Origin of the sequence: Floccifex sp., assembly GCF_051873555.1 — a bacterium.
In the GTDB taxonomy this organism is placed as follows: Bacteria; Bacillota_I; Bacilli_A; order Erysipelotrichales; family Erysipelotrichaceae; genus Floccifex.
The window spans coordinates 1-24,604 of the sequence record NZ_JBJEEY010000173.1; the positions used below are offsets into that span (position 1 = coordinate 1).

The window sequence follows — 24,604 nt, forward strand, 5'->3', positions numbered from 1 at the left end:
TTTTCTTTTCAAAATGATAGAATCAATACGATATGGAGAAAAAGAATATGAAAAATATAAAATCATGGTTTCTATTTCTTTTTGTTTGTTTTATGATATGGCAACTTGCTGCATATTCTATAAATAATATATTCATTCTTCCGTCTCCTGTTTTAGTTATTCAACAAATGTTTTCTTTTTTATTCTCAAAAACATTTTATGTTTCTACACTCTATACTTTGTTTCGAATCTTAACGAGTATTCTTGTATCTTTATTTTGTGGACTGTTTTTTGCCTTTATTGCATTAAAATGGAGATGGATTGATGAAATCTTTTCAAAGATTTTATTGATATTTCGAAGCCTGCCAAATGTGACTATTATTATTTTATTATTATTCTGGATTTCTCGAGAAATGACTGTTTTTCTTGTTTCTTTTTTGTTATTATTTCCAATTATTTATCAAAATGTTATTTCGACTTTGAAAGAAATTCAAACAAAATGGAAAGATATTATGATTATTTATCATCAATCTTATTATTATCAAATTCGGTGGATATATTTTCCATTATTAAAAACAAGTTTATATTCGAGTTTAATATCTTGTAGTTCTTTAGGTTTTAAAGTTGGTATCATGGCAGAAATTCTAGGACAAGTACAAAATGGAATTGGAAGACAAATTCAATATTCACGTGTTAATTTTGAAGTAGACAAAGTTATGGCTTGGACACTTTGGATTTTAGTGATTGTATTTCTTTTTGATTTTTTATTTAAAATTATTTTGAAGATTTTATTTGATGACTCATACACATTGTTTTTTAGAAAAAAATCCGATAAACTAGACAAGAGGTGAAAATTATGGCATTTGAATCGTTAAGTGATCGCTTAAGTAAAGCGTTTAAAAATATATCTGGTCAAGGTAAATTAACAGAAAAAAATATGAATGACATGCTCAAAGAAGTACGTATGTCATTATTAGAAGCCGATGTAAATTATGCGGTTGTAAAGGATTTTGTTCAAAATGTTAAAGAAAAAGCATTGGGACAGGAAGTTATGGATTCTTTAAATCCTGGTCAAATGGTTGTAAAAATTGTACGTGATGAATTACAGACTTTATTGGGAACTTCTGATGCACGTATTAATTTTAAGAAAACAGGTATTACAACTGTGATGATGGTTGGTTTACAGGGAACTGGTAAAACAACAGCTTCCAGTAAGATTGCTAAATATTGCAAAGAAAAGTTATCAAAGCGAGTTTTATTAGTAGCTTGTGATGTGATTCGTCCTGCTGCAATCGAACAATTAAAAACTTTGGGAAAAGAAATAGATGTTGAAGTATTTAGTTTGGGAACACAAGTTGATGCATTAACGACTGCTAAAAAAGCAATGGCATATGCTAAGGATCGACAAAAAGATTTAGTGATTTTTGATACAGCTGGTCGATTACACATTGACGATGCTTTGATGAATGAATTAAAAGACATGAAGTCTTTCATTATTCCAGACGACATTCTTTTGACTGTAGATGCAATGACAGGACAAGACATTGTTACAGTAGCAAAAGAATTTAACGAACAATTATCGATAACTGGTTTGGTTGTTACAAAAATGGATGGCGATGCCCGTGGTGGTGGGTTGTTGTCAGTTCGTTCTATTACTAATGTACCTGTTTTATTTGTTTCGAGTGGAGAAAAAGTTGATGATTTAGAAGCTTTTCATCCGGATCGAATGGCAAATCGTATTTTAGGAATGGGTGATGTTGTTTCACTGGTGGAACAAGCAGAAGAAAAACTGGATATGGATATCCAGAAAAAAACTGCAAAGAATTTAATGGCAGGAACTTTTAATTTTAATGATTTATTAAATCAATATGATGAAATCACAAAAATGGGTTCTATGCAGAAAATGTTAAAGATGATTCCTGGAATGAATAAGATGGCCAATAATGTTGATGATGAGGCTATGAATAAAAATTTAAGGAAAAATCGTGCTATCATTCAATCTATGACTCCATATGAAAGAGAAAATCCAAGTTGCTTAAAAGCAAGTCGAAAAAATCGTATTGCCAGGGGAGCTGGGGTTAAGGTTATGGAAATTAACAAATTAATTAACCAGATTGAACAAATGCAGGCTGTTTCTAAAATGATGAAAAATGGAATGCCAAACATGAATGCGCTACAAAATATGCAGCGTGGTGGAGGAATGCAGGGAATGAGCAAGCATTCTGGTAGTAAAAAAACAAAAAAATCAAAAAAGAAGAAAAAGAAATAAAACTGGTTAGCCAGTTTTTTTCTTAGGAGAAATTATGGAACGATTAGAAAAACAAATTCAATTTTTATTGGAAATGGATAAAGAAAAAAGTATTAAAAGACAGACGCGTTGCACGGACTTGCATATGGAAAACGATGCTGAACATGCTTGGCATATAGCATTGGCTTGTTTATTATTAAATGAATATGCTAATGGAAAAGTCGATGTATCAAAGACCATTTCCATGTTGTTGATTCATGACATCGTGGAAATTGATGCCGGTGATACGTATGCCTATGATGAAAAAGGACAACAAAATGCTTTTGAAAAAGAATACTTGGCAAGTGAGCGTCTTTTTTCTTTATTGCCAGAAGATCAAGGAAAGTTTCTGAAAAGTTTGTGGCTTGAATTTGAGGAGAATAAAACCATGGAAGCAAAATTTGCCCATGCCATGGATAATTTACTTCCAATCATATTAAACGATGCTGATGAAGGAACGATGTGGAAAAAAAATCACGTATCTGTTTCTCAAATTCTAAAACGTCAAGAAAAAACAAAGATGGGATCAACGATTTTATATGATTATATTTTATCAATTGTTCAACAAAATGTGGACAAACAAAATATTATAAAGGACGTGGAAATATGATCAAAGCAATTGATGTTTGTAAATCATATACGGATGTTGTTTTAAATCATTTTTCCTATGAATTTAAAGACAATAAAAGAATTGTTATACAAGGAAAAAGTGGAAGCGGAAAAACAACATTGCTTCGTATTTTAGCGGGACTGGAATCCATGGATTCTGGTTCAATTGAAAAAAAGGAACACCTGAAATTGTCTTATGTTTTTCAACAAGATGCTCTGTTTGATCATTTAACGGCATATCAAAACATTGCTATGGGAGTCAATCAAAAACAAGGAATGGAAAAACAGATTCTATCTGTCAGTAAAGATGTTTCCTGTGATGATTTTTTATATCAAAAAACAAGTACTTTATCTGGAGGACAAAGACAAAGAGTTGCTTTGGCAAGGGCTTTGGTAAAACGGCCAGAAGTCGTTTTAATGGATGAGCCTTTGTCACATTTAGATAAAGAATTAAAAAAGAAAATGATAGAATCTATCATTTTCAATCAGAAAAAATATCAATTTACTTTAATTTATGTAACACATGATGAATGGGAAGCACAAGAAATAGGAGAAGAATTTATATTTATTTAGTCTTCTTCATTTAAGATTTTTTTCACACCATTGTATATTCCATGATTATAAGTCGATGTTGTAACAAAATTCGCAAAGCTTTTGACATAATCACTTGCTGTTCCCGTGGCAACTCCAATGTCTGCTTTTTCAAGCATTCCGATGTCATTTGTACTGTCACCAAAACAAATGGTGTCTTTCCATGTCAGATTTTCGCGTTTTAAAATCATTTCAATGCCGTGAGATTTATCGACTGTTTTATTAAAAATATCATAGCAGAATCCATCGGTTTTAACATTGATTAAGTCTCTTCTTAAATCAGGATGCGATTCCATAAATTCATCGATTGCGTGTTTGTCTTTTGTTAAGACAACAGCATCAAAGGCATTGTGACGTTTATGATAGCTTTGGCTTTGATCATAAAATAAAGAATCTAACACGTTACAGTATTTACAAAAATAATACATTGGATAGAAGTTGTTATAGATATAAGAAGCGTCTCCAAAATGAAATAGTAAACCAAATTCATTTTGTTTACAAAGATTTACTAAATCGTTTAGAGATTGTTTTTCAATGGGAAAAGAATCAATTTCATTTAATTCGGCATCGAGTATATATCCTCCATTGATTGTGACATAATAATCAAATGTGATTTTTTCTAAAATCAGTTTTAATTGATTCAATGGACGGCCTGTTGCAGCACAGACAATATAACCTCTGTCTTTTAGCATTTGAATGGCTTCTAAAGAAGAATCAAGAATAATGTCATTTTCTGTTTGATAGAGCGTTCCATCCATATCAAAAAATACAATTTTATGTTTCATGTTCAAGTTTCCTTTCGTTAAGTATTATACTTGATTTTATATAAAAAGAAAATCAAAAAAACATTGACATTTATTCTTTGAACGTGTAGTCTATTAATGCATGCGAAAAAAGGTTCTGTTTAGAACCTTAATTTATCGGATGAAAAAGGCACACCCGGATGTGTGTACTTAAAAATTTGAAAGGAGGGTTCTTATGCCTACAATCAATCAGTTGATTCGTAAGGGTCGTAAGGCCGGTCAAAACGTTTCAAAGTCACCTGCTTTGAACCGTGGTTACAACTCATTAAAGTCTAAACCAACAAATTTATCATCTCCTCAAAAACGTGGAGTATGTACTCGTGTTGGTACAATGACACCAAAGAAACCAAACTCAGCGCTTCGTAAATACGCTCGTGTTCGTTTAAGTAATGGTATGGAAGTTACTGCATACATTCCAGGAATTGGACATAACTTACAAGAACACTCAGTTGTTTTGATTCGTGGTGGACGTGTTAAAGACTTACCAGGGGTTCGTTATCATATTGTACGTGGTACACTTGACTGTGCTGGTGTTAATGACCGTAAACAATCTCGTTCTTTATATGGAACTAAAAAACCTAAAAAATAAATCAATCGCGAAAGGAGGAATTTAAATGCCTAGAAAAGGACACATTGCCAAACGTGATGTATTAGTCGATCCTATGTATAACTCCAAATTGGTTACTCGTTTAATCAATAAAATCATGATTGATGGAAAAAAAGGGGTTGCGCAGACTATTTTATACAATGCGTTTGATATCGTAGAAGTTAAAACTGGGAAACCAGCCATGGAGGTTTTTGAACAAGCATTAGAAAATGTTATGCCTCAATTGGAATTAAAAGTAAGACGTGTAGGAGGAGCTAACTACCAGGTTCCTGTCGAAGTTAGTGATGAACGTCGTTTAACTTTAGGATTACGTTGGATCGTAAACTATGCACGTTTAAGAAATGAAAAAACAATGGAACAAAGACTTGCGGCTGAAATCATTGATGCTTCCAATGGTTCTGGAGCAAGTGTTAAAAAACGTGATGACACTCATAGAATGGCTGAAGCAAATAAAGCATTTGCTCACTATCGCTGGTAAGAAAGGAGTCGTGTTGTATGCCTAGAGATTATAGCTTAAAAAATACTCGTAACATTGGTATCATGGCACACATCGATGCTGGTAAAACGACTACAACAGAACGTATCCTTTATTATTCTGGAGTTAACCATAAAATTGGGGAAACTCATGACGGTGCCAGTACAATGGACTGGATGGCACAAGAACAAGAACGTGGAATCACAATCACTTCAGCTGCCACTACTTGTCATTGGAAAAAATTAGATGGTACAGGAGACGAATGTCGTATCAATATCATCGATACACCAGGTCACGTGGACTTTACAGTAGAAGTAGAACGTTCTTTACGTGTATTAGATGGTGCAGTAACTGTATTAGATGCTAAAGCAGGTGTTGAACCTCAAACAGAAACAGTTTGGCGTCAGGCAACGACTTATGGAGTACCTCGTATCGTATTTGTAAATAAAATGGATGCGACTGGAGCAGATTTCATTATGTCTTGTAATACAATTATTGATCGTTTAGGAGCAAAATCTTGTCCAATTCAATTGCCTATTGGAGCGGAATCAAGTTTCGAAGGAATCATTGATATCATCGAAAGAAAAGCATTCCATTTCAGTGGAGAATTTGGACGAGTTATTACAGAGGTAGAAGTTCCAGAAGATATGGTGGATCTAATGGAAGAATACCGAATGAAATTATTAGAATACTTAGCAGATTATGATGAAGATTTCATGATGATGGTACTTGAAGGTGAAGAACCAGAAATCGATGAAATTCGCCGTGTATTACGTATTGCCGTATGTGCAGGTGATTTCTTCCCTGTATTATGTGGTTCTGCTTATAAAAACAAAGGAGTTCAATTGGTATTGGATGCCGTTGTAGATTACTTGCCATCTCCATTAGATGTACCTTCTATTAAGGGAACACTGGAAGATGGAACAGAAGCAGAAAGACATCCAAGTGATGAAGAACCATTCTCTGCTTTGGCATTCAAAATTATGACAGACCCATTTGTTGGAAAATTATCTTTCTTCCGTGTTTATTCTGGAACAGCTGATTCAGGAAGCTATGTATTAAATTCAACAAAAGGTAAGAGAGAACGTTTTGGACGTATTGTTCAAATGCACGCAAACTCTCGTAAAGAAATTGATAAAGTTTATTCAGGAGATATCGCTGCAGCAGTTGGTTTGAAAAACACAACAACTGGAGATACTTTATGTGCAGAAAATGCACCAATTATCCTTGAATCAATGGAATTCCCTGAACCAGTTATCGAATTGTCATTGGAACCTAGAACAAAAGCGGATCAAGACAAGATGGGATTAGCTTTATCAAAATTAGCTGAAGAAGACCCTACTTTCAAAACATATACAAACCAGGAAACTGGACAAACAATCATTGCAGGTGTAGGTGAATTACACTTAGACATCATTGTCGATCGTTTACGCCGTGAATTTAAAGTTGAAGCAAATGTAGGTCAGCCACAAGTAGCTTATCGTGAAACAATTCGTGCAGCTGCTGATTGTGAAGGAAAATATGTTCGTCAATCTGGTGGTCGTGGTCAATATGGTCATGTATGGATCAAATTCGAACCAAATGAAGGAAAAGGATTTGAATTCGTTGATGCGATTGTCGGAGGATCTGTTCCTCGTGAATATATCAAGCCAACACAAGAAGGTTTGGAAGCAGCGTTAGAAAATGGTATGATAGCTGGATATCCAGTAATCGATGTTAAAGCAACATTGTTTGATGGATCCTACCATGATGTCGATTCAAGTGAAATGGCTTATAAAATTGCTGCTAGTTTCGCATTGCGTGAAGCTGGTAAAAAATGTAAACCAGTTATCTTAGAACCAATTATGTTAGTTGAAGTAACTGCACCAAGCGAATACTTAGGATCTGTAATGGGAGACGTTTCAAGTCGTCGTGGGCAAATAACAGATCAGGAAGAACGTGGAAATGCAATTATTGTACGTGCCAATATTCCTTTATCAGAAATGTTTGGATACGTAACAGACTTACGTAGTTTCACTCAAGGTCGTGGAACATATTCTATGAAGTTTGATCATTATGCAGAAGTTCCTAAGAGCATTGCAGAAAAGATCATTAAAGAAAATTCGAAAGAAAACTAGTTGAAAAAGACTACAGTTTAAACTAAAATTAATCTGTATGTAATAATCAAATTTTAGGAGGAAAATTTAAAATGGCAAAACAAAAATTTGACAGAAGTAAAGTCCATGTTAATATTGGAACTATCGGTCACGTTGACCATGGAAAAACAACTTTAACAGCTGCTATTACTAACGTATTAGCTAAAAAAGGTATGGCTCAAGCAACTGCTTATGACCAAATCGATGGGGCTCCAGAAGAAAAAGAACGTGGAATCACTATCAACACTGCACACGTTGAATATCAAACAGAAAAACGCCACTATGCTCACGTAGACTGTCCAGGTCACGCTGACTACATCAAAAACATGATCACTGGTGCAGCTCAAATGGATGGATCTATCTTAGTTGTAGCTGCTTCTGATGGTCCAATGCCACAAACTCGTGAACACATCTTATTGGCTCGTCAAGTAGGTGTAGGATCAATTGTTGTATTCTTAAACAAATGTGACATGGTTGATGATGAAGAATTAGTTGACTTAGTAGAAATGGAAGTTCGTGAATTATTAAATGAATACGGATTCCCAGGAGATGACACTCCAATCATTCGTGGATCTGCTTTAAAAGCATTAGAAGGTGATCCTAAATATGTTGGTGCTATCGAAGAATTAATGGATGCTGTTGATACTTGGATTCCAGATCCACAACGTGAAACTGACAAACCATTCTTAATGGCAGTTGAAGACGTAATGACTATTTCTGGTCGTGGTACAGTAGCTACAGGACGTGTTGAACGTGGTGAAGCTCACTTAAATGACGAAGTTGAAATCGTTGGTATTAAAGAAACTCGTAAGACAGTATTAACTGGATTGGAAATGTTCCATAAACAATTAGACGTTGCACAAGCTGGAGACAACATTGGTGCTTTATTACGTGGTGTTGCTCGTACTGAAATCGTACGTGGACAAGTATTAGCTAAACCTGGTTCAGTTACTCCACATACAAAATTCAAAGGACAAATCTATGTATTAACTAAAGAAGAAGGTGGACGTCATACTCCATTTGCTTCTAACTACCGTCCTCAATTCTACTTCCGTACAACTGACGTTACTGGTGTCATCACTTTACCAGAAGGAACTGACATCGTAATGCCAGGTGACAACGTAGAAATCAACGTTGAATTGATTGCTCCAATCGCTTTGGAAAACGGTACTAAGTTCTCTATTCGTGAAGGTGGACACACTGTTGGTTCAGGTACTGTAACTGAAATCGTTGGATAATAAATTTTTGTATTAAACTGCTCAATGAGCAGTTTTTTTATTTTCTTATTGAAAATAGTGTCGTTTTCCTTATAATGTAAAAATATGAAAGAATAAACATGAAAATGTTTTCATAGGTGAACAAATGGAACTCGAGAAATATAAAGTCTTAGTTAAGACCATTGATTCAGGAAGTTTAAGTCAAACGGCAGCGGAGTTAGGATATTCAATTTCTGGTGTAAGCCGTATTATTTCCAGTCTCGAAAAAGAAATCGGTTTTTCTTTATTGGAAAGAACAAGCAACGGTGTGATTGCTACCGAAAAATGTAAAACTCTTCTTCCTTCAATAAAAAAATTCATTGAAGCTGGAAACCAAATTGAAGAAAAAGCACAACAGGCTTTAAATTTACCATTAAAAATTTGTATAGGAGTAGCACATTTACGAATTTATTCCTGGCTTAATGAAATTTTGTATCAATATCAGAAGGAACATAATCAGATTGATGTAACTTTATCGTATGGAACAAGTAGTACTTTAGCTAAAAAAGTAGAAAACGGAGAACTTCATTTTGCTATTATTACAAAACGAGAAGGAAATTTTTTATGGCATCCTCTTTGGATGGACGAAGCCGTTGCATGGGTTCCTTCTTCGAGTCCATTATCTAAATTAGAAAACATTTCATTATCAATTTTTGAAGAAGAAAGCTGTGTTTTTCCTTTTTACAATGAAGAAACAGATTACAGCCGAATTTTTCAAAAATATCATATAAAACCGAATCTGCAAATTATGACATCCGATGAATATGCAACATATTCGGTAGTTGAATCTGGTTTAGGGATATCGGTTAATTTTCGTCATTCTTCTTTGCTTCCAAACGAAAAAGTGATAGTCAAATCTTTAAATCCGGTTATTGACTTACCGATTGGAATTTCGTATCAAAAAAATTTAAGTGAAGAAATTAAATTAATCATGAATGAATTTAAAGAGTCATGTGAAGTTTTAAAGACAAAATTTTAGTGAAATACATTTCTATTTCACTTTTTTTATAATTAATTGACAAAAACGCAATACACATTTGACAATAACGCAAAATTATGTGATTATTGTTGGAGTGAAAGGGGAGAATAGTAAAATGGATAATTCTCAAAAGAAAATTAAGTGGTACGTACTTTCATTTATGTGTTTCTCTACTCTTTGGGGTTTTGGTAACGTCGTAAATGGATTTGTGTACTTCAACGGAATTCAAGTTATCTTCTCCTGGATTTTAATGTTTGCGTTATACTTTGTACCATATGCATTAATGGTCGGAGAAATGGGATCTGCATTTAAAGATTCAGGTGGTGGAGTTACATCTTGGGTTTCTGAAACAGCAGGAAAGAAAATTGCGTATTACGCAGGATGGACGTATTTTGCTGTACATATTACGTATATTGCAAGTAAGAGTACAGGTGGATTAAAAGCATTAAGCTGGATGGTCTTCCAAAATGCAGAAACATATTCATCATTTCCAGTAAAAGCAATTCAATTAGTTACTTTAATTTGTTTATTCTTCTTCTGCTGGGTTGCCAGTCAAGGATTGAATCCTTTGAAGAAATTGGCAACATTAGCTGGTTCTAGTATGTTTGTGATGAGTATTTTATTTATCATCATGATGTTTGCGGCACCAGTAATTAATCCGAATGCAGGATATGTTACTATGGAAATCACTAAAGAAGCTTTGATTCCACAATTTAATGTAAACTACTTTACTTCATTGTCAATTTTAGTATTTGCGGTTGGTGGATGTGAAAAAATTTCTCCATATGTTAATAAAGTAGAAAATGCTTCTAAAGGATTCCCTAAAGGAATGATTGCTGTAGCAATTATGGTTATGATATGTGCCATTTTAGGAACAATAGCAATGGGAATGATGTTTGATCCAGCTGTTATTAATGAATCCGCTGAAAGCTTTAACTTATATGTTTCCAATGGAGCATATTGGGCATTCCAGAAAGTTGGAGAATATTACCATGTTGGAAACTTATTTGTTGTGATTTATGCTGCATGTAATGCGATTGGTCAATTTTCAACTTTAGTTGTCAGTATCGATGCTCCATTACGTATGTTATTAGATGATAAAAACATCAATTGTTATGTTCCAAAAGGTTTATTAAAACAAAATTCAAAAGGTGCATATGTCAACGGTATTATCATGGTAGCTGTGTTATCTGGTACAATTATTTTAGTTCAAATGTTAGTACCTGGAGGAGATGCAGTTATTGCACAATTGAACAAATTAAATTCTGTTTGTATGCCACTTCGTTATTTATGGGTATTCTTTGCATATATTATGTTAAGAAAAGCTACAGATAAATATCCACGTGAATACAAATTCGTAAAATCAAATGGTTTGGCATTGTTCTTTGGAATTTGGTGTTTCTTCGTAACATTGGCTTGTTGTGTATTAGGTATGTACTCAACGGATACATTTACATTGATCTTGAATATTGTTACACCAATTGTATTGGTATTATTGGGATTGATTTTACCTGAAATTCGTAAAATTCAAGATGCAAAAGCTTAATTAATTAAAGAAACCAGGAAACTGGTTTCTTTGTCTTTATTGTGGTAATTTTATAATATAGTAGGAGGCTTATATGAATTATATTGAAACATCAAAAGAATTATTTGATTTTATCCAGAAAAGTCCCAGCATGTTTCATAGCATTGAAACAATTGATTCTTATCTAACAAAAGCTGGTTTTACGTATTTACCAGAAGGAAAACCTTGGACAATTGAAAAAGGTGGATGCTATTTTACAACACGAAATCATTCGAGTTTAATTGCATTTAAAATTGGAAATCTATGCGATCATTATCATTTTCAATTAACAGCAGCCCATTCAGATTCGCCAACTTATAAAGTGAAATCTATTCCTGAGATAGAAGGGCCTCATGAATATTTGCGTTTAGATGTGGAAGCATATGGTGGTATGATTGATTCGACTTGGTTTGATCGTCCATTAACGATAGCGGGACGTGTTTTAATTCGTCAGGGGAATGCAATTGAAAGTCGTTTATTATATATTGATAAAGATATTTTAATGATACCTAATGTTGCGATTCACTTTAATCGTGAAGTCAATGATGGATATAAATACAATCGACAAGTAGATCTTTGTCCACTGTTTTCAGGGGGAGAACTAAAGAAAGGCGCTTTTAATCAAATGATTGCCGATGAATTAGGCGTTGAAGTGAAAGACATATTGGGAAAGGATTTATTTTTGGTGAATCGTCAAAAACCAGTAATTTGGGGATATAAAGATGAATTTGTTTCGACACCGAAGTTAGATGATTTACAGTGTGCTTTTGCGTCTTTAAAAGCGTTTTTACAAGGAAATAATGAACATGGTATTAATGTATATTGTTGTTTTGACAATGAAGAAGTGGGATCCAATACAAAACAAGGGGCTATGTCCACTTTCTTATATGATGTATTAAAACGAATTAACAATGGTTTATCAAAAACAGAAGAAGAATTTTATCAAGCCATTGCCAAGTCGTTTTTGGTAAGTTGTGACAATGCACATGCACTGCATCCAAATCACCCGGAAAAATCGGATGTCATCAATCGCAATTATTTGAATAAGGGAATTGTGATTAAAGAAAGTGCAAACCAGAAATATACAACAGATGCATTCAGTCGCGCCGTTTTTACACAAATATGCCAAAATGCCAATGTACCAGTACAAGTGTTTGCGAATCGTTCGGACATGGTTGGAGGATCGACTTTAGGAAATCTTTCCAATACGCAAGTTTCTTTGCATGCTGTAGATATTGGACTTCCTCAATTGGCTATGCATTCTTCCTATGAAACAGCGGGGATTAAAGATACAACATATGCAATCGAAGCATTAACAACATATTTTAATTCGGATGTTGAAATTGAAGAAGCAAAAGGAATTATCATTAATGGTTGATTTATCAAAATATGATTGGGTAACGAATTCGCTTAAGCCAATAGAAGGTCAGGATTCTAAAATCAAAGAGGTAATGGATGCCATTGATAAAAAGAACTGGACAAAAGTACGTAAATATTTCATGGGTTGTTATTTCTTAGATCAGATTTCAAATCTTTCGATTTCAAAAGATGCAGGAAAAGATATTCGTTCCTGGGAAAAATCTAATTCTTATAAAAAAGTAAAAGAACGTATTAAAGAAGAAGACTATACAAAATTTAATATTGCGTCGATTTTCAGTATGATGTCTTTTTGCATGATTTTAATGTTTTTAAAAGCTGTCATTCTACAATCGTTTGTGATTTCTTTTAGTGTAGATGCCATTGTGGCATGTGTTTGTCTGTATTTATTGATTCGTAATTATATTGTTCGATATCGTCTTTATTCTATTTATACGCAAGACAATCAGTATTTAAAATTAGATATTACGGCATCTATTTTCTGCATTTTAATGAAGATTTTAGTTCCTGCCTATATTGATTTGACAATATTTATGATGATTATTTTGTATGTAATTACGGTACGAAAGAAGTTCAAAAACATCTTAAAAAATTGTTAAAAAGGGCTTGCATAGCCCTTTTTATTATGCTAAAATTCTTAAGCATTGCGAGGAAGTGCGAGGTTGCTGACCCACTGAAATCCGTTGTCATGGGTGTTGTCAGGTAATTCGCATGGAGCATGTTTATCAAGAATAAACGAAAGGAGTTACACATGGCAAAAAACACAATGAGAATTCGCTTAAAAGCGTATGAGCACCGAATCTTAGATGATAGTGCTAAGAAAATTGTCGAAGCTGCGACAAAGCATGGAGCTAAAAAAGTAGTTGGACCTGTTCCTCTACCAACAGAAAAACAAGTAGTTACAATTTTGAGAGCTGTTCACAAATATAAAGATTCTCGTGAACAATTTGAAATTCGTACTCACAAACGTTTAATTGAAATTGTTGCACCAACAAAGGAAACAATTGATTCTTTACAAAGACTTGAACTTCCAAGTGGTGTAGACATTGAAATTAAACTTTAATGGAGGTGTCTAAAGATGAAAGGACTATTAGGAAGAAAATTGGGAATGACACAAGTTTTCACAGAAGACGGTGTATTAATTCCTGTAACTGTAATTGAAGCAACTCCAAATGTTGTTTTACAAAAGAAAACAGCTCAAACAGATGGATATGAAGCAATTCAGTTAGGATTTGAAGAAATCAAAGAAAAACGTACAACTAAAGCAAACATCGGACACTGTAAAAAAGCTAATACAAGTCCAAAACGCTTTATTAAAGAAGTTCGTGACTGTGAATTGGATGTTAATGTAGGTGACTTAGTTGCGGTTGACATTTTTGAAGCAGGAGAACAAGTCGATGTAATTGGAACAAGCAAAGGAAAAGGATATAACGGTACAATCGTTCGTAACAATGCACACCAAGGTCCTAAGACACACGGTGGTTCTAAGAATATTCGTCATATCGGTTCATTGGCTACAAATGGTATTACTTCTCGTCAGGGACGTATCATGAAGGGAACAATCATGGCTGGTCAAGAAGGTGGTTATAGAACTACGAACCAAAACTTAACAGTGATTAAAGTAGATCGCGAAAATAACTATGTTTTAGTAAAAGGAAATGTTCCTGGGCCTAAAAAAGGTTGTGTGATGATTCGTACAGCGAAAACATCAAAAGGAAATAAAGCACCTGTTACTTTAGTAGATTACAGTGCAAGTAAGGAGGTTCAAGAATAATGGCAATGATCGACGTTATTAACCAAAATGGTCAAGTAGTTAGTTCAATTGAATTGAACGACGCGGTATTTGGAATTGAACCAAACCAACAAAGTTTATATGATGCATTAAAAATGCAGATGGCAGGTCGTCGTCAAGGAACAAGTGCGACAAAAGGTCGTAGCGAAGTTTCTGGTGGTGGTAGAAAACCTTATCGTCAAAAAGGAACTGGACGTGCTCGTCAAGGTTCTATTCGTGCCACTCAATTTAGAGGTGGTGGAACGGTATTTGGAGCTACACAACGTGATTATTCTTATAAAATCAATAAGAAAGTTCGTCGTTTAGCTTTAAAATCTGCTTTAAGTGAAAAAGTTGCTGAAACTTCATTGAGCGTATTAGATCAATTTGAAATTGCTCAACCTAAGACAAAATCATTTGTTTCAATTTTAAGTGCAATCAAAGCACCTAAGAAAACATTGTTTGTTCTTGGAGAAAACGAAGATTCAACAAATGTGATTTTATCTGGACGCAATATTCCAGGTGTTGGATTTGCAACAAGCAAAAGCATCAACGTATATGATTTAGTGAATGCAAATCAAATCGTTATGACTGTTGCTGCCGTCAAAGAAGTAGAGGAGGCTTTAGCATAATGAAAGATTATAGAGATGTAATTATTCGCCCAATCATTACTGAAAAAAGCATGAAATTAATGGCTGAAGACAACAAATACACTTTTGAGGTAGCTAAATCAACAAATAAAGTTGAAATTCGTCAAGCAGTGGAAGCTATCTGGAATGTAAAAGTTGAACAAGTAAATACATCAAATAGCAAACAAAGAACAAAACGTGTAGGACGTTATATGGGAAAAGTTCCTGCTGTTCACAAAGCTATTGTTAAATTAAAAGAAGGATATTCAATCGACTTATTTGGAGATGCTGAATAATCCAGTCAGGGAGAAGACGCTATTTCCTGAATAAATATTGCGTATAGAAGGAGATTATTGTTTATGCCAATTCAAAAGTATAAACCAACGACACCTGGTCGTCGTGGGATGAGCGTTTTGACAAATGAAGAATTGACTGCTTCAAAGCCAGAAAAAAGCTTATTAGCCCCATTAAAATCAAAAGGTGGACGTAATAACACAGGACGTATTACAACACGTCATAAAGGAGCTGGACATAAAAGAGCTTATCGTATTATTGATTTCAAACGTAACAAAGATGGAGTTCCAGCTAAAGTTGCTACAATCGAATACGATCCAAACCGTTCAGCAAATATTGCATTAGTTGTATATGCAGATGGAGAAAAACGATACATCATCGCTCCAAAAGATTTAAAAGTAGGGAACAAAATTGTTTCTGGTGTTGAAACAGATATCAAAACTGGAAACTGCTGTGAATTAAGAAATATGCCAGAAGGTACTATCGTTCACAACGTTGAATTGAAACCTGGTAAAGGTGGACAAATGGCTCGTTCAGCTGGGTGCTCTGCTCAAATCTTAGGTATTGAAGATAAATATGTAACTCTTCGCTTACAATCTGGAGAAGTTCGTAAAGTATTAGGAAATTGCCGCGCTACAGTTGGTGTAGTTGGAAATGAAGACTATAGCTTAGTTAACATTGGTAAAGCAGGTCGTACACGTCATATGGGTATTCGTCCTACTGTTCGTGGATCTGTTATGAACCCTAATGATCACCCTCATGGTGGTGGTGAAGGTCGTACACCAATTGGTCGTAAGTCTCCAATGACACCTTGGGGTAAAAAAGCCTTGGGTGTTAAGACTCGCGATAGTAAAAAAGCTAGCAACAAGTTAATCATTCGTCGTCGTAACGGTAAATAGTAAGGAGGTAAAATTGAAATGAGTCGTAGTTTGAAAAAAGGACCTTTTGTGGATGAACATTTAATGAAAAAGGTCGAAGCTTTAAATGAATCTGGTAAAAAAGAAGTCATTAAAACTTGGAGCCGTCGTTCAACAATTTTCCCTCAATTTGTAGAACATACATTTGCCGTATACAATGGAAAAGAACACGTTCCTGTTTATGTAACAGAAGATATGGTTGGACACAAACTAGGTGAATTTGTTCCAACTCGTAAATATACTGGTCATGCCAGTGATGACAAGAAAGGTAAACGTTAGGAGGAATTGAAAATGGAAGTTAGAGCTACTGCAAAAACACTACGTATTCAACCTCGTAAAGCTAGACTTGTCTTAGACTTAATTCGTGGAAAAAGCGTAGAAGAAGCGGCTGCAATTTGCAAATTTACTCCAAATAAAGGAGGCGCATTGGTTGGTAAAGTATTAAACAGTGCGGTTGCAAATGCGGTAAACAACAATGAATTAGATGAAAGCAAATTATTTGTAAAAGCTTGCTGGGCAGATGAAGGAATCACATTAAAACGCTACATGCCTCGTGCAAAAGGTAGTGCAAGTCCAATTAACAAGCGTACAAGCCACATTACAGTTGTCGTGGCTGAAAGAGATTAGGAGGTAAGCTATGGGACAAAAAGTATCGCCTATCGGAATGCGTGTCGGAGTGATTCGTGATTGGGAATCTAGATGGTACGCTGATGATAATGAATTCGGTTCATTTTTAATGGAAGACGTTAAGATTCGTGAATTCATCGAAAAATACTATGCTGATTTAGCAAATGCTGCAGCAGATAAACGTAAAGCTAATCCTCAAATTTCACGTATTGAAATTGAAAGATCTAAAAATCGTTTAACAGTGATCATTCGTACAGCACATCCTGGTGTTGTTATTGGTCAAGATGGTAAATCAATCGAGGGATTGAAGAAAAAATTAGAAAAATTAACAAATGCTAAAAACATTCAAGTAAATGTTATTGAAATCGCAAATCCAAATTTAGATGCTCGTTTAGTAGCACGTTGGATTGCAGATGAATTAGAAGGACGTAAATCTTTCCGTGCTACACAAAAGAAAGCTATTCAAAACACAATGCGTGCTGGAGCTAAAGGAATTAAAACTTCTGTTTCTGGTCGTTTAGGTGGAGCTGATATGGCTCGTTCAGAAGGTTATTCTGAAGGTGTAGTTCCTCTACATACATTACGTAGTGATATTGACTATGCAATTGAAGAAGCAAAAACAACTTATGGACAATTTGGTGTTAAAGTTTGGATTTGCCGTGGAGAAGTTCTTCCTGGAGAAATGGTAAAAGAACCAGAAGCTCCAAAACAAAGACCTGCACGTAAAGGAAAAGGACGTCGTAACTTTAATAAAGATGGACGTCAACAAAACCGTGCTCCTAAAGCTGCAGCGGCTAAAGCTGGTGCAGAAGTAAACAAAGGAGGTAACGAATAATGTTAATGCCTAAACGTACAAAGTATAGACGACCTCATCGCTTAAGCTACGAAGGACGTAGTAAAGCAGGACGTACTATTGACTTTGGTGAATATGGATTGGTTGCTGAAAGCGGTGCATATGTTAGTAACCGCCAAATCGAAGCTGCGCGTATTGCTATGACACGTTATATGAAACGTGGAGGAAAAGTATGGATTCGTATTTTCCCTCATATGGCAAGAACGAAAAAACCTCTTGAAGTTCGTATGGGTTCTGGTAAAGGGGCACCTGAAGGATGGGTTGCTGTTGTACAACCTGGACGTGTTATGTTCGAAGTTGGAGGAGTTAGTGAAGAAATCGCTCGTGAAGCTCTTCGTTTAGCTGCTCACAAATTACCAGTAAAAACGCGTTTTGCTAGAAAAGGAGAAGTAGAATAATGTTAATTAAAGAAATTCGTGAAAAATCAAATGAAGAACTTTTATCAACAATTGATACTTTAAAAGATGAATTATTTAATCTTCGTTTCCAACAAGCAACTGGTGATTTAGAAAATCCAGCTCGCATTAAAGCCGTAAAAAAAGAAATTGCTCGTATTAAAACAGTTTTGACTGAGCGTGAAAACGCTAATAAAGAATAGGGAGGACCATTCGATGGAAAGAAATACTCGTAAAGTATATCGTGGTGTTGTTGTGTCTGATAAAATGGATAAAACAATTACGGTAGTTGTTGAAACAAAGAAAACACATCCATTGTATGGAAAACGTGTAAAATATTCTAAGAAATTTAAAGCACATGATGAAAACAACGAAGCACATGTTGGAGATAAAGTTGTGATTATGGAAACTCGTCCATTATCTGCAACAAAACGTTTCCGCTTAGTTGAAATCGCTGAAAAAGCACGTGCTTAATACAGGAGGGCGAAACAATGATTCAAAATGAAAGTCGTTTACGCGTCGCTGATAACACCGGAGCTAAAGAAGTATTGGTTATCCGTTGTTTAGGTGGAAGCGTAAGAAAAACAGCAAATATCGGTGACATCGTTGTATGCAGTGTAAAACAAGCTACTCCTGGTGGAACTGTAAAAAAAGGTGACGTAGTAAAAGCCGTTATCGTTCGTACAAGACGTGGGGTTCGTCGTGAAAATGGTTCATATATCCGTTTTGATGACAACGCTGTAGTAATTATTAAAGATGATAAAACGCCAAAAGGAACTCGTATTTTCGGGCCAGTTGCTCGTGAATTACGTGACAAAGATTTCATGAAGATCGTTTCTTTGGCTCCAGAAGTGTTATAGGAGGTGTCCAAAGTGAGAATTAAAAAAGGTGATCAAGTTAAAGTTATTACTGGTGCTTACAAGGGCACAATCGGAAAAGTAACTGCTGCTTTCCCAAAAGAAAACAAAGTTATTGTTGAAGGGGTTAATATGGTGAAAAAACACTTGAAACCAACTCAACAAAATCCTGAAGGTGGAATTGTTGAAAAAGAAGCAAAAATCCATGTTTCAAATGTTATGTTATACGATGAAAAAGCAAAAGTTGCTTCTCGTGTTCGTATGGAAGTTAAAGATGGTAAAAAAGTTCGCGTATTTGTTAAGAGCGGAAATGAAGTTAAATAAGGAGGGTGTTTAAATGAATCGTTTACAAGAAAGATATCAAAACGTTGTTGTCCCTCAACTTATGAAAGAATTCAACTACACATCAGTTATGGAAGTACCAAAAATTGATAAAGTTGTTGTTAACATTGGTGTAGGTGACGCAATTACAAATGCTAAATTATTAGACGAAGCTGTTGAAGAATTAACAGCCATTACTGGACAAGCTCCAGTTATTACAAAAGCTAAGAAATCCATTGCGAATTTTAAATTGCGTGAAGGAATGTCTATTGGATGTAAAGTGACTTTACGTAGACAAAAAATGTATGAATTCTTAGATAAATTGTTCAATATTTCTTTACCACGTGTTCGTGACTTCCGTGGTGTAAGTGACACAAGCTTTGATGGTCGTGGAAATTATACATTAGGAATTAAGGAACAAATCATTTTCCCTGAAATTGATTTCGATAAAGTAAATCGTTCTCGTGGAATGGATATTGTTATTGTAACAACAGCTAAAACTAACGAAGAGGCACGTGCTTTATTAAAAGCTATGGGAATGCCTTTCAAGAAATAGGAGGATCTTATGGCAAAAAAATCAATGGTTAATAAACAGCAACGTCCTCAAAAATATAAAGTTCGTGAGTATACTCGCTGTGAACGTTGTGGTCGTCCACATTCAGTTTTAAGAAAATATAAAATCTGTCGTATTTGCTTCAGAGAATTAGCTTACAAAGGGCAAATTCCTGGTGTGAAAAAGGCAAGTTGGTAAGAAGGAGGCATATTAATATGATTATGACTGATCCAATTGCGGATATGTTAACAAGAATCCGTAACGCATTGCAACAAAAACATGAAACAGTTAGTATGCCATCATCTAATGAAAAGAAAGCAATTGCTAAAATTTTAAAAGATGAAGGTTATATTACTGACTTTGCAGTGGAAACAGATGGTGTTAAGAAAACATTGACAATTACTTTAAAATACAAAAACAATGAAAAAGCAATCAAAGGATTGCGTCGTATTTCTAAACCAGGATTACGTGTTTATTCAAAAGTTGAAGACTTACCACGCGTAATAAGTGGATTAGGAATCGCCATCATTTCTACATCAAAAGGATTGATGACAGATAAAGATGCTCGTAAAGCCCACTTAGGTGGAGAAGTCATCGCATACGTTTGGTAATAAATAGGAGGAAAAAGAAATGTCACGTATCGGGAATAAACTGATTACCATTCCTGCTGGAGTTACAATTGAAGTAGCTGCAGGGAATGAGGTGACTGTTAAAGGGCCAAAAGGAACTTTAACTCGTACGTTTTCTGATTTAATGGATATCCAAATTGAAGAAAATGTTGTCACTGTTAAACGTCCAAATGATCAAAAAGTAACAAAACAATTGCATGGAACAACTCGTGCTTTGTTACATAATATGGTTGTTGGTGTATCTGAAGGATACAGAAAAGATTTAAAATTAGTCGGAATCGGATTCCGTACAGCTGTTAAAGGAAATACATTGACTTTAACTGTTGGATATTCACACCAAGTAGAAATGACTATTCCAGAAGGATTAGAAGTTACTTGTTTAGATGCAGCTGGAAAAGTTTCTCCAACTGATATCCAAATTAAAGGAATTGATAAACAATTAGTTGGTCAATTTGCTGCAGAAGTTAGAGCTGTTCGTAAACCTGAACCATACAAAGGTAAAGGTATTCGTTACAAAGATGAAGCTGTTCGTCGTAAAGAAGGTAAGACAGCTGGTAAGAAATAGTGGGAAGGGAGACTAAAATATGATTAATAAAGTATCACGTAATGAAACTAGATTACGTCGTCACGCTCGTGTACGTACTAAAATTAGCGGAACTCCTGAATGCCCACGTTTGAATGTATTCAGAAGTAATGCTCATATTCATGTTCAAATTATTGATGACGTTAATGGAGTAACATTAGTAAGTGCATCAAGTGTTGAAATGAAATTAGAAAATGGTGGAAACAAAGAAGCTGCTCGTTTAGTTGGTGCTGAAATTGCTAAACGTGCATTGGAAAAGAACATTAAACATGTTGTTTTCGATCGTGGTGGATATGTTTACACTGGTCGTGTTCAAGCATTAGCCGATGCAGCTCGTGAAGCTGGATTAGAATTTTAGGAGGTCGCACAATGGCATTAGATAGAAAACCAAGAAAAGACCAAAAAGAATATGAAGATCAAGTAATTGCTATCAACCGCGTTACTAAAGTTGTTAAAGGTGGTCGTCGTTTCCGTTTTGCTGCATTAGTTGTAGTTGGAGACCGTAAAGGACATGTAGGTATTGGAACAGGAAAAGCAAATGAAGTTCCTGATGCAATCCGTAAAGCAACTGAAGATGCTAAGAAAAATATGATCGAAGTACCTGTTATCAACGATACAATTCCACATGAAATTACAGGAGAATATGGAGCTGGTAAAGTCTTTATGCGTCCTGCAAGTGATGGTACTGGGGTAATTGCTGGTGGGGCTGCTCGTGCTGTATTAGAATTAGCAGGTATTAAAGATATCCTTACAAAATGTATTGGATCTCGTACAAAAATTAATGTTGTTCGTGCAACATTTGAAGGTTTACGTAATTTAAGAACTATTGAACAAGTTGCAGAAATTCGTGACTTGAAACCAGAAGAAGTTCGCGGTTAATAGGAGGGTAAAAGATGAAATTACATACAATGAGTTCTACTGCACCTCGTCAAAACCGTAACCGTGTTGGACGTGGTCCAGGAAGTGGAAATGGAAAAACATCCGGACGTGGTCAAAAAGGACAAAATTCAAGAAGTGGTGGAGGAGTTCGTTTAGGATTTGAAGGTGGACAAACTCCATTAGCAAGACGTTTACCAAAACGTGGATTCACAAATTTCAATCGCAAAGAATATGCAATTGTTAATGTGGAAACTTTAAATCGTTTTGAAGACAATACAGTTGTTAATGCTGCATTGTTGTTAGAAACTGGAATCATCAAAAAAGAACTTTCTGGTTTAAAAGTTCTTGGAAATGGTGAATTAACAAAGAATTTAACTGTACAAGCTGCTAAATTCTCTAAATCAGCGCAAGAAGCAATTGAAAAAGCAGGCGGAAAAGCTGAGGTAATTTAATGGCATCAAAAAGTAAGGCAAATGGAGTAAAATCAAATACACTTGGTTTCTTTGGGTCAATTCGTGCAATGATCACAAACAAAGACATTAGAAACAGAGTATTATTTACTTTGTTCGCCTTTCTTGTGTATCGTTTAGGATCTGCCATCACAGTTCCAAACGTGAATACATCTGTATTGGTAGAAAGTTTAGAAGAGAATTCATTATTCGCAATGATTAACTTATTGGGTGGTGGAGGATTAGAACAATTTTCCGTCTTTGCTCTAGGTGTAACGCCATATATCACCGCATCAATCATCATTCAATTACTAAGTATGGATGTTATTCCCCAATTAACTGAACTATCAAAATCAGGAGCTAGCGGACGTAAAACATTAGATAAATATACACGTTATTTAGCTGTTGTATTTGGTTTTGTACAATCTTTTTCTACGGTATATGGACTTTCAAAAAACTATCCAAGTTTATTAACAGGTGGAACCAATTTAGCCACTGTTCTATATATCGCTACTATTTTTACAGCTGGAACGATGTTTTTGGTTTGGATTGGAGATCAGATTTCAACAAAAGGAATTGGAAACGGTATTTCCATGGTTATAATGGCCGGAATTGTAGGACGTTTGCCTCAACAATTTTCTACAGCTTATTCTACTTTAATCAGTAGTGCAGATGCGCCTGATTATGGAATTGCTTTATTTATTTCTTATATTATTTGTTATTTATTAATTATTGTATTTGTAACATTAATTAATACAGCTGAAAGAAAAATTCCAATTCAGCAAACATCTAGTTCATTGGAAATCATCAAAAATAAAAATGATGATTATCTTCCATTAAAAGTAAATTCAGCAAGTGTAATCCCTGTTATTTTTGCGAGTTCATTAATGATGGCTCCTTTACAAATTGCCAGCTTCTTCTCACAAAATGATTTTACACGAGCATTGAATAACTTTTTAGGATTAAAAACATGGTATTCTTTGGTAATCTATGTCGTATTAATTTTGTTCTTTACTTTCTTCTACACAAAAATGCAAATCAATCCGGAAGAATTTAGTAAGAACCTTGCAAAATCTGGACAATATATTCCAGGTATTCGACCAGGAACAGAAACTCAAAATTATGTAAATAGAGTATTATCTCGTATTACTGTTTTTGGTTCAATCGCATTGGCATTGATTGCCGTATTGCCACACGCAATGACTTTATTCTGGCCAGATTTATCATCTTCAATGGCACTTGGTGGAACTGGATTAATTATTGTTGTTGGTGTTGCTATTGAAACTGTAAAACAAATTCAAGGATTAATAACGCAAAAATCTTATAAAGATTATTACTAAAGGAGAAATAATATGAATATCTTTATTATGGGAGCTCCTGGATCTGGTAAAGGAACTTTCTCAAATCGAATTAAAGAAGAATTCAACTTAAATCATATTTCTACTGGTGACATCTTCCGTGAAAACATTTCGAAAGGAACTGAATTAGGTTTACAAGCAAAGGCTTATTCTGAAAAAGGTTTATTAGTTCCAGATGAAATCACAAATAAAATGGTAAAAGATTTTCTAAGTACTTTAGAAGATAAGAAAAATGGGTATTTATTAGATGGATATCCAAGAACATTGGATCAAGCCAAAGCATTTGAAGAAATGACTAATGGAACAGATTTAGCTGTTGAAAAAATTGTTGTAATGGATGTTCCATTTGATGAATTAACTCGTCGTATTACAGGACGCCGTACATGTAAAAAATGTGGTGCTATCTATAATATTTATTCAAAACCACCAAAAGTAGAAGAAACATGTGATTGTTGTCAGACTCCTTTAACACAAAGAAAAGACGACAATGCAGAAAGTTTAAAAGTGCGTTTAGATGAATATTCTAAAAACACAGAACCAGTTATTTCATATTATGAAGAAAAAGGTATGGTTTCAAAAGTAGATGCCTCTAAGTCTATTGATGAAATTTGGCCTGTTTTAAAAGAAATCTTGAAAAAATAATAAATTGCGCTTATAATAAAATAAGCGCAATTTGCTTGCGTTAACAGTAAACATTACGTTTCTGTTAAAATCCGCATAAATTTTATGCGTATTTTAGCAGGGAAATACGTGATTAGAAAGGTTAGTAAACATGAAAGTAAGACCATCTGTGAAACCGATTTGCGACAAATGCAGAGTAATAAAGA

At 34.7% G+C, this 24,604-nt stretch carries 36 protein-coding genes; 35 read left to right on the forward strand and 1 reads right to left on the reverse strand.

The genetic code is table 11. From position 1 onward, the window contains the following. Positions 1-218 precede the first annotated feature (218 nt). Genes ACI32A_RS10055 through ACI32A_RS10070 form a run of 4 tightly spaced genes read left to right on the forward strand, consistent with a single transcriptional unit; the run spans position 219 to position 3,448 of the window. Positions 219-830 (forward strand): ABC transporter permease, encoded by a 612-nt coding sequence (locus ACI32A_RS10055; RefSeq protein ID WP_439754928.1) that lies wholly within the window; start codon positions 219-221, stop codon positions 828-830. A 5-nt stretch (positions 831-835) separates the two neighbouring features. Continuing rightward, positions 836-2,248 carry a signal recognition particle protein gene (ffh, locus tag ACI32A_RS10060; protein WP_439754929.1) on the forward strand — a complete coding sequence of 471 codons (1,413 nt, stop codon included), beginning with the start codon at positions 836-838 and terminating at the stop codon, positions 2,246-2,248. A gap of 34 nt (positions 2,249-2,282) precedes the next feature. Continuing rightward, entirely contained in the window at positions 2,283-2,876 is a 594-nt protein-coding gene (locus ACI32A_RS10065; protein WP_439754930.1) for an HD domain-containing protein, read from the forward strand. Further along, complete coding sequence (locus ACI32A_RS10070) at positions 2,873-3,448, forward strand: ATP-binding cassette domain-containing protein (protein WP_439754931.1); 576 nt, start codon at positions 2,873-2,875, stop codon at positions 3,446-3,448. The genes ACI32A_RS10065 and ACI32A_RS10070 overlap by 4 nt, the downstream gene beginning before the upstream one ends. On the opposite strand, the gene ACI32A_RS10075 is transcribed toward ACI32A_RS10070, so the two are convergent. After that, on the reverse strand, positions 3,445-4,251 hold the full coding sequence (locus ACI32A_RS10075) for an HAD family hydrolase (protein WP_439754932.1): 807 nt from the start codon (positions 4,249-4,251) through the stop codon (positions 3,445-3,447). The genes ACI32A_RS10070 and ACI32A_RS10075 overlap by 4 nt on opposite strands. Before the next feature lie 193 nt (positions 4,252-4,444). On the opposite strand from ACI32A_RS10075, the gene rpsL reads away from it, so the two are divergent. The 31 genes from rpsL to rpmJ form a co-directional block, all read left to right on the forward strand. Next, a complete protein-coding gene (gene rpsL / locus ACI32A_RS10080; RefSeq protein WP_320609071.1) occupies positions 4,445-4,858 on the forward strand; it encodes a 30S ribosomal protein S12 in 414 nt (137 codons plus the stop codon). 25 nt (positions 4,859-4,883) lie between these two features. Next, complete coding sequence (gene rpsG / locus ACI32A_RS10085) at positions 4,884-5,354, forward strand: 30S ribosomal protein S7 (protein WP_439754933.1); 471 nt, start codon at positions 4,884-4,886, stop codon at positions 5,352-5,354. 17 nt (positions 5,355-5,371) lie between these two features. Beyond that, complete coding sequence (fusA, locus tag ACI32A_RS10090; protein ID WP_439754934.1) at positions 5,372-7,468, forward strand: elongation factor G; 2,097 nt, start codon at positions 5,372-5,374, stop codon at positions 7,466-7,468. 71 nt (positions 7,469-7,539) lie between these two features. Further along, the gene (gene tuf / locus ACI32A_RS10095) at positions 7,540-8,724 is read left to right on the forward strand and encodes an elongation factor Tu (RefSeq protein WP_439754935.1); all 1,185 of its coding nucleotides are present in this window, start codon (positions 7,540-7,542) and stop codon (positions 8,722-8,724) included. Positions 8,725-8,848: 124 nt separating this feature from the next. Further along, the gene (locus ACI32A_RS10100) at positions 8,849-9,721 is read left to right on the forward strand and encodes a LysR substrate-binding domain-containing protein (RefSeq protein ID WP_439754936.1); all 873 of its coding nucleotides are present in this window, start codon (positions 8,849-8,851) and stop codon (positions 9,719-9,721) included. A 115-nt stretch (positions 9,722-9,836) separates the two neighbouring features. After that, complete coding sequence (locus tag ACI32A_RS10105; RefSeq protein ID WP_439754937.1) at positions 9,837-11,267, forward strand: APC family permease; 1,431 nt, start codon at positions 9,837-9,839, stop codon at positions 11,265-11,267. Between the two features lie 73 nt (positions 11,268-11,340). Next, positions 11,341-12,663, forward strand: a complete 1,323-nt coding sequence (locus ACI32A_RS10110; protein ID WP_439754938.1) for a M18 family aminopeptidase — start codon at positions 11,341-11,343, stop codon at positions 12,661-12,663. Continuing rightward, positions 12,629-13,261, forward strand: coding sequence for a hypothetical protein (locus tag ACI32A_RS10115; protein ID WP_439754939.1), 633 nt, complete (start codon positions 12,629-12,631; stop codon positions 13,259-13,261). Before ACI32A_RS10110 ends, ACI32A_RS10115 begins: the two co-directional genes overlap by 35 nt. A 152-nt stretch (positions 13,262-13,413) precedes the next feature. Beyond that, positions 13,414-13,725, forward strand: coding sequence for a 30S ribosomal protein S10 (gene rpsJ / locus ACI32A_RS10120; protein WP_154461415.1), 312 nt, complete (start codon positions 13,414-13,416; stop codon positions 13,723-13,725). A 15-nt stretch (positions 13,726-13,740) separates the two neighbouring features. After that, positions 13,741-14,436: a 50S ribosomal protein L3 gene (rplC, locus tag ACI32A_RS10125; protein ID WP_439754940.1), complete on the forward strand. Its 696-nt coding sequence runs from the start codon at positions 13,741-13,743 to the stop codon at positions 14,434-14,436. Next, entirely contained in the window at positions 14,436-15,065 is a 630-nt protein-coding gene (gene rplD / locus ACI32A_RS10130; RefSeq protein WP_439754941.1) for a 50S ribosomal protein L4, read from the forward strand. The genes rplC and rplD overlap by 1 nt, the downstream gene beginning before the upstream one ends. Next, entirely contained in the window at positions 15,065-15,358 is a 294-nt protein-coding gene (gene rplW / locus ACI32A_RS10135) for a 50S ribosomal protein L23 (protein ID WP_439754942.1), read from the forward strand. The genes rplD and rplW overlap by 1 nt, the downstream gene beginning before the upstream one ends. 63 nt (positions 15,359-15,421) lie before the next feature. Continuing rightward, a complete protein-coding gene (rplB, locus tag ACI32A_RS10140; RefSeq protein WP_439754943.1) occupies positions 15,422-16,255 on the forward strand; it encodes a 50S ribosomal protein L2 in 834 nt (277 codons plus the stop codon). An 18-nt stretch (positions 16,256-16,273) separates the two neighbouring features. Then, positions 16,274-16,552: a 30S ribosomal protein S19 gene (gene rpsS / locus ACI32A_RS10145; RefSeq protein ID WP_439754944.1), complete on the forward strand. Its 279-nt coding sequence runs from the start codon at positions 16,274-16,276 to the stop codon at positions 16,550-16,552. A gap of 12 nt (positions 16,553-16,564) precedes the next feature. Continuing rightward, the gene (gene rplV, locus ACI32A_RS10150; protein ID WP_439754945.1) at positions 16,565-16,900 is read left to right on the forward strand and encodes a 50S ribosomal protein L22; all 336 of its coding nucleotides are present in this window, start codon (positions 16,565-16,567) and stop codon (positions 16,898-16,900) included. Positions 16,901-16,910: 10 nt separating this feature from the next. After that, positions 16,911-17,735 carry a 30S ribosomal protein S3 gene (gene rpsC, locus ACI32A_RS10155; protein WP_439754946.1) on the forward strand — a complete coding sequence of 275 codons (825 nt, stop codon included), beginning with the start codon at positions 16,911-16,913 and terminating at the stop codon, positions 17,733-17,735. Next, positions 17,735-18,151, forward strand: a complete 417-nt coding sequence (gene rplP, locus ACI32A_RS10160) for a 50S ribosomal protein L16 (RefSeq protein ID WP_439754947.1) — start codon at positions 17,735-17,737, stop codon at positions 18,149-18,151. Before rpsC ends, rplP begins: the two co-directional genes overlap by 1 nt. Next, entirely contained in the window at positions 18,151-18,351 is a 201-nt protein-coding gene (gene rpmC, locus ACI32A_RS10165; RefSeq protein WP_439754948.1) for a 50S ribosomal protein L29, read from the forward strand. Before rplP ends, rpmC begins: the two co-directional genes overlap by 1 nt. Positions 18,352-18,364: 13 nt before the next feature. Further along, complete coding sequence (gene rpsQ / locus ACI32A_RS10170; protein WP_439754949.1) at positions 18,365-18,622, forward strand: 30S ribosomal protein S17; 258 nt, start codon at positions 18,365-18,367, stop codon at positions 18,620-18,622. Positions 18,623-18,639: 17 nt separating this feature from the next. Continuing rightward, positions 18,640-19,008 carry a 50S ribosomal protein L14 gene (gene rplN / locus ACI32A_RS10175; protein ID WP_439754950.1) on the forward strand — a complete coding sequence of 123 codons (369 nt, stop codon included), beginning with the start codon at positions 18,640-18,642 and terminating at the stop codon, positions 19,006-19,008. A gap of 12 nt (positions 19,009-19,020) precedes the next feature. Continuing rightward, entirely contained in the window at positions 19,021-19,329 is a 309-nt protein-coding gene (gene rplX / locus ACI32A_RS10180; protein ID WP_439754951.1) for a 50S ribosomal protein L24, read from the forward strand. Between the two features lie 13 nt (positions 19,330-19,342). After that, entirely contained in the window at positions 19,343-19,882 is a 540-nt protein-coding gene (gene rplE / locus ACI32A_RS10185; protein ID WP_439754952.1) for a 50S ribosomal protein L5, read from the forward strand. Positions 19,883-19,891: 9 nt separating this feature from the next. Then, the gene (locus ACI32A_RS10190) at positions 19,892-20,077 is read left to right on the forward strand and encodes a type Z 30S ribosomal protein S14 (RefSeq protein ID WP_439754953.1); all 186 of its coding nucleotides are present in this window, start codon (positions 19,892-19,894) and stop codon (positions 20,075-20,077) included. Positions 20,078-20,094: 17 nt separating this feature from the next. Then, on the forward strand, positions 20,095-20,490 hold the full coding sequence (gene rpsH, locus ACI32A_RS10195; RefSeq protein WP_439754954.1) for a 30S ribosomal protein S8: 396 nt from the start codon (positions 20,095-20,097) through the stop codon (positions 20,488-20,490). Positions 20,491-20,509: 19 nt separating this feature from the next. Further along, complete coding sequence (gene rplF / locus ACI32A_RS10200; protein WP_439754955.1) at positions 20,510-21,073, forward strand: 50S ribosomal protein L6; 564 nt, start codon at positions 20,510-20,512, stop codon at positions 21,071-21,073. Positions 21,074-21,092: 19 nt separating this feature from the next. Beyond that, entirely contained in the window at positions 21,093-21,449 is a 357-nt protein-coding gene (rplR, locus tag ACI32A_RS10205; RefSeq protein WP_439754956.1) for a 50S ribosomal protein L18, read from the forward strand. A gap of 11 nt (positions 21,450-21,460) precedes the next feature. Then, complete coding sequence (gene rpsE, locus ACI32A_RS10210) at positions 21,461-21,970, forward strand: 30S ribosomal protein S5 (protein WP_439754957.1); 510 nt, start codon at positions 21,461-21,463, stop codon at positions 21,968-21,970. Positions 21,971-21,984: 14 nt separating this feature from the next. Further along, a complete protein-coding gene (rplO, locus tag ACI32A_RS10215) occupies positions 21,985-22,422 on the forward strand; it encodes a 50S ribosomal protein L15 (protein ID WP_439754958.1) in 438 nt (145 codons plus the stop codon). Further along, the gene (secY, locus tag ACI32A_RS10220) at positions 22,422-23,759 is read left to right on the forward strand and encodes a preprotein translocase subunit SecY (protein WP_439754959.1); all 1,338 of its coding nucleotides are present in this window, start codon (positions 22,422-22,424) and stop codon (positions 23,757-23,759) included. Before rplO ends, secY begins: the two co-directional genes overlap by 1 nt. A 12-nt stretch (positions 23,760-23,771) precedes the next feature. Then, the gene (locus ACI32A_RS10225; protein ID WP_439754960.1) at positions 23,772-24,419 is read left to right on the forward strand and encodes an adenylate kinase; all 648 of its coding nucleotides are present in this window, start codon (positions 23,772-23,774) and stop codon (positions 24,417-24,419) included. 130 nt (positions 24,420-24,549) lie between these two features. Next, on the forward strand, positions 24,550-24,604 hold a 55-nt coding region (rpmJ, locus tag ACI32A_RS10230), incomplete at its 3' end, for a 50S ribosomal protein L36 (protein ID WP_439752059.1).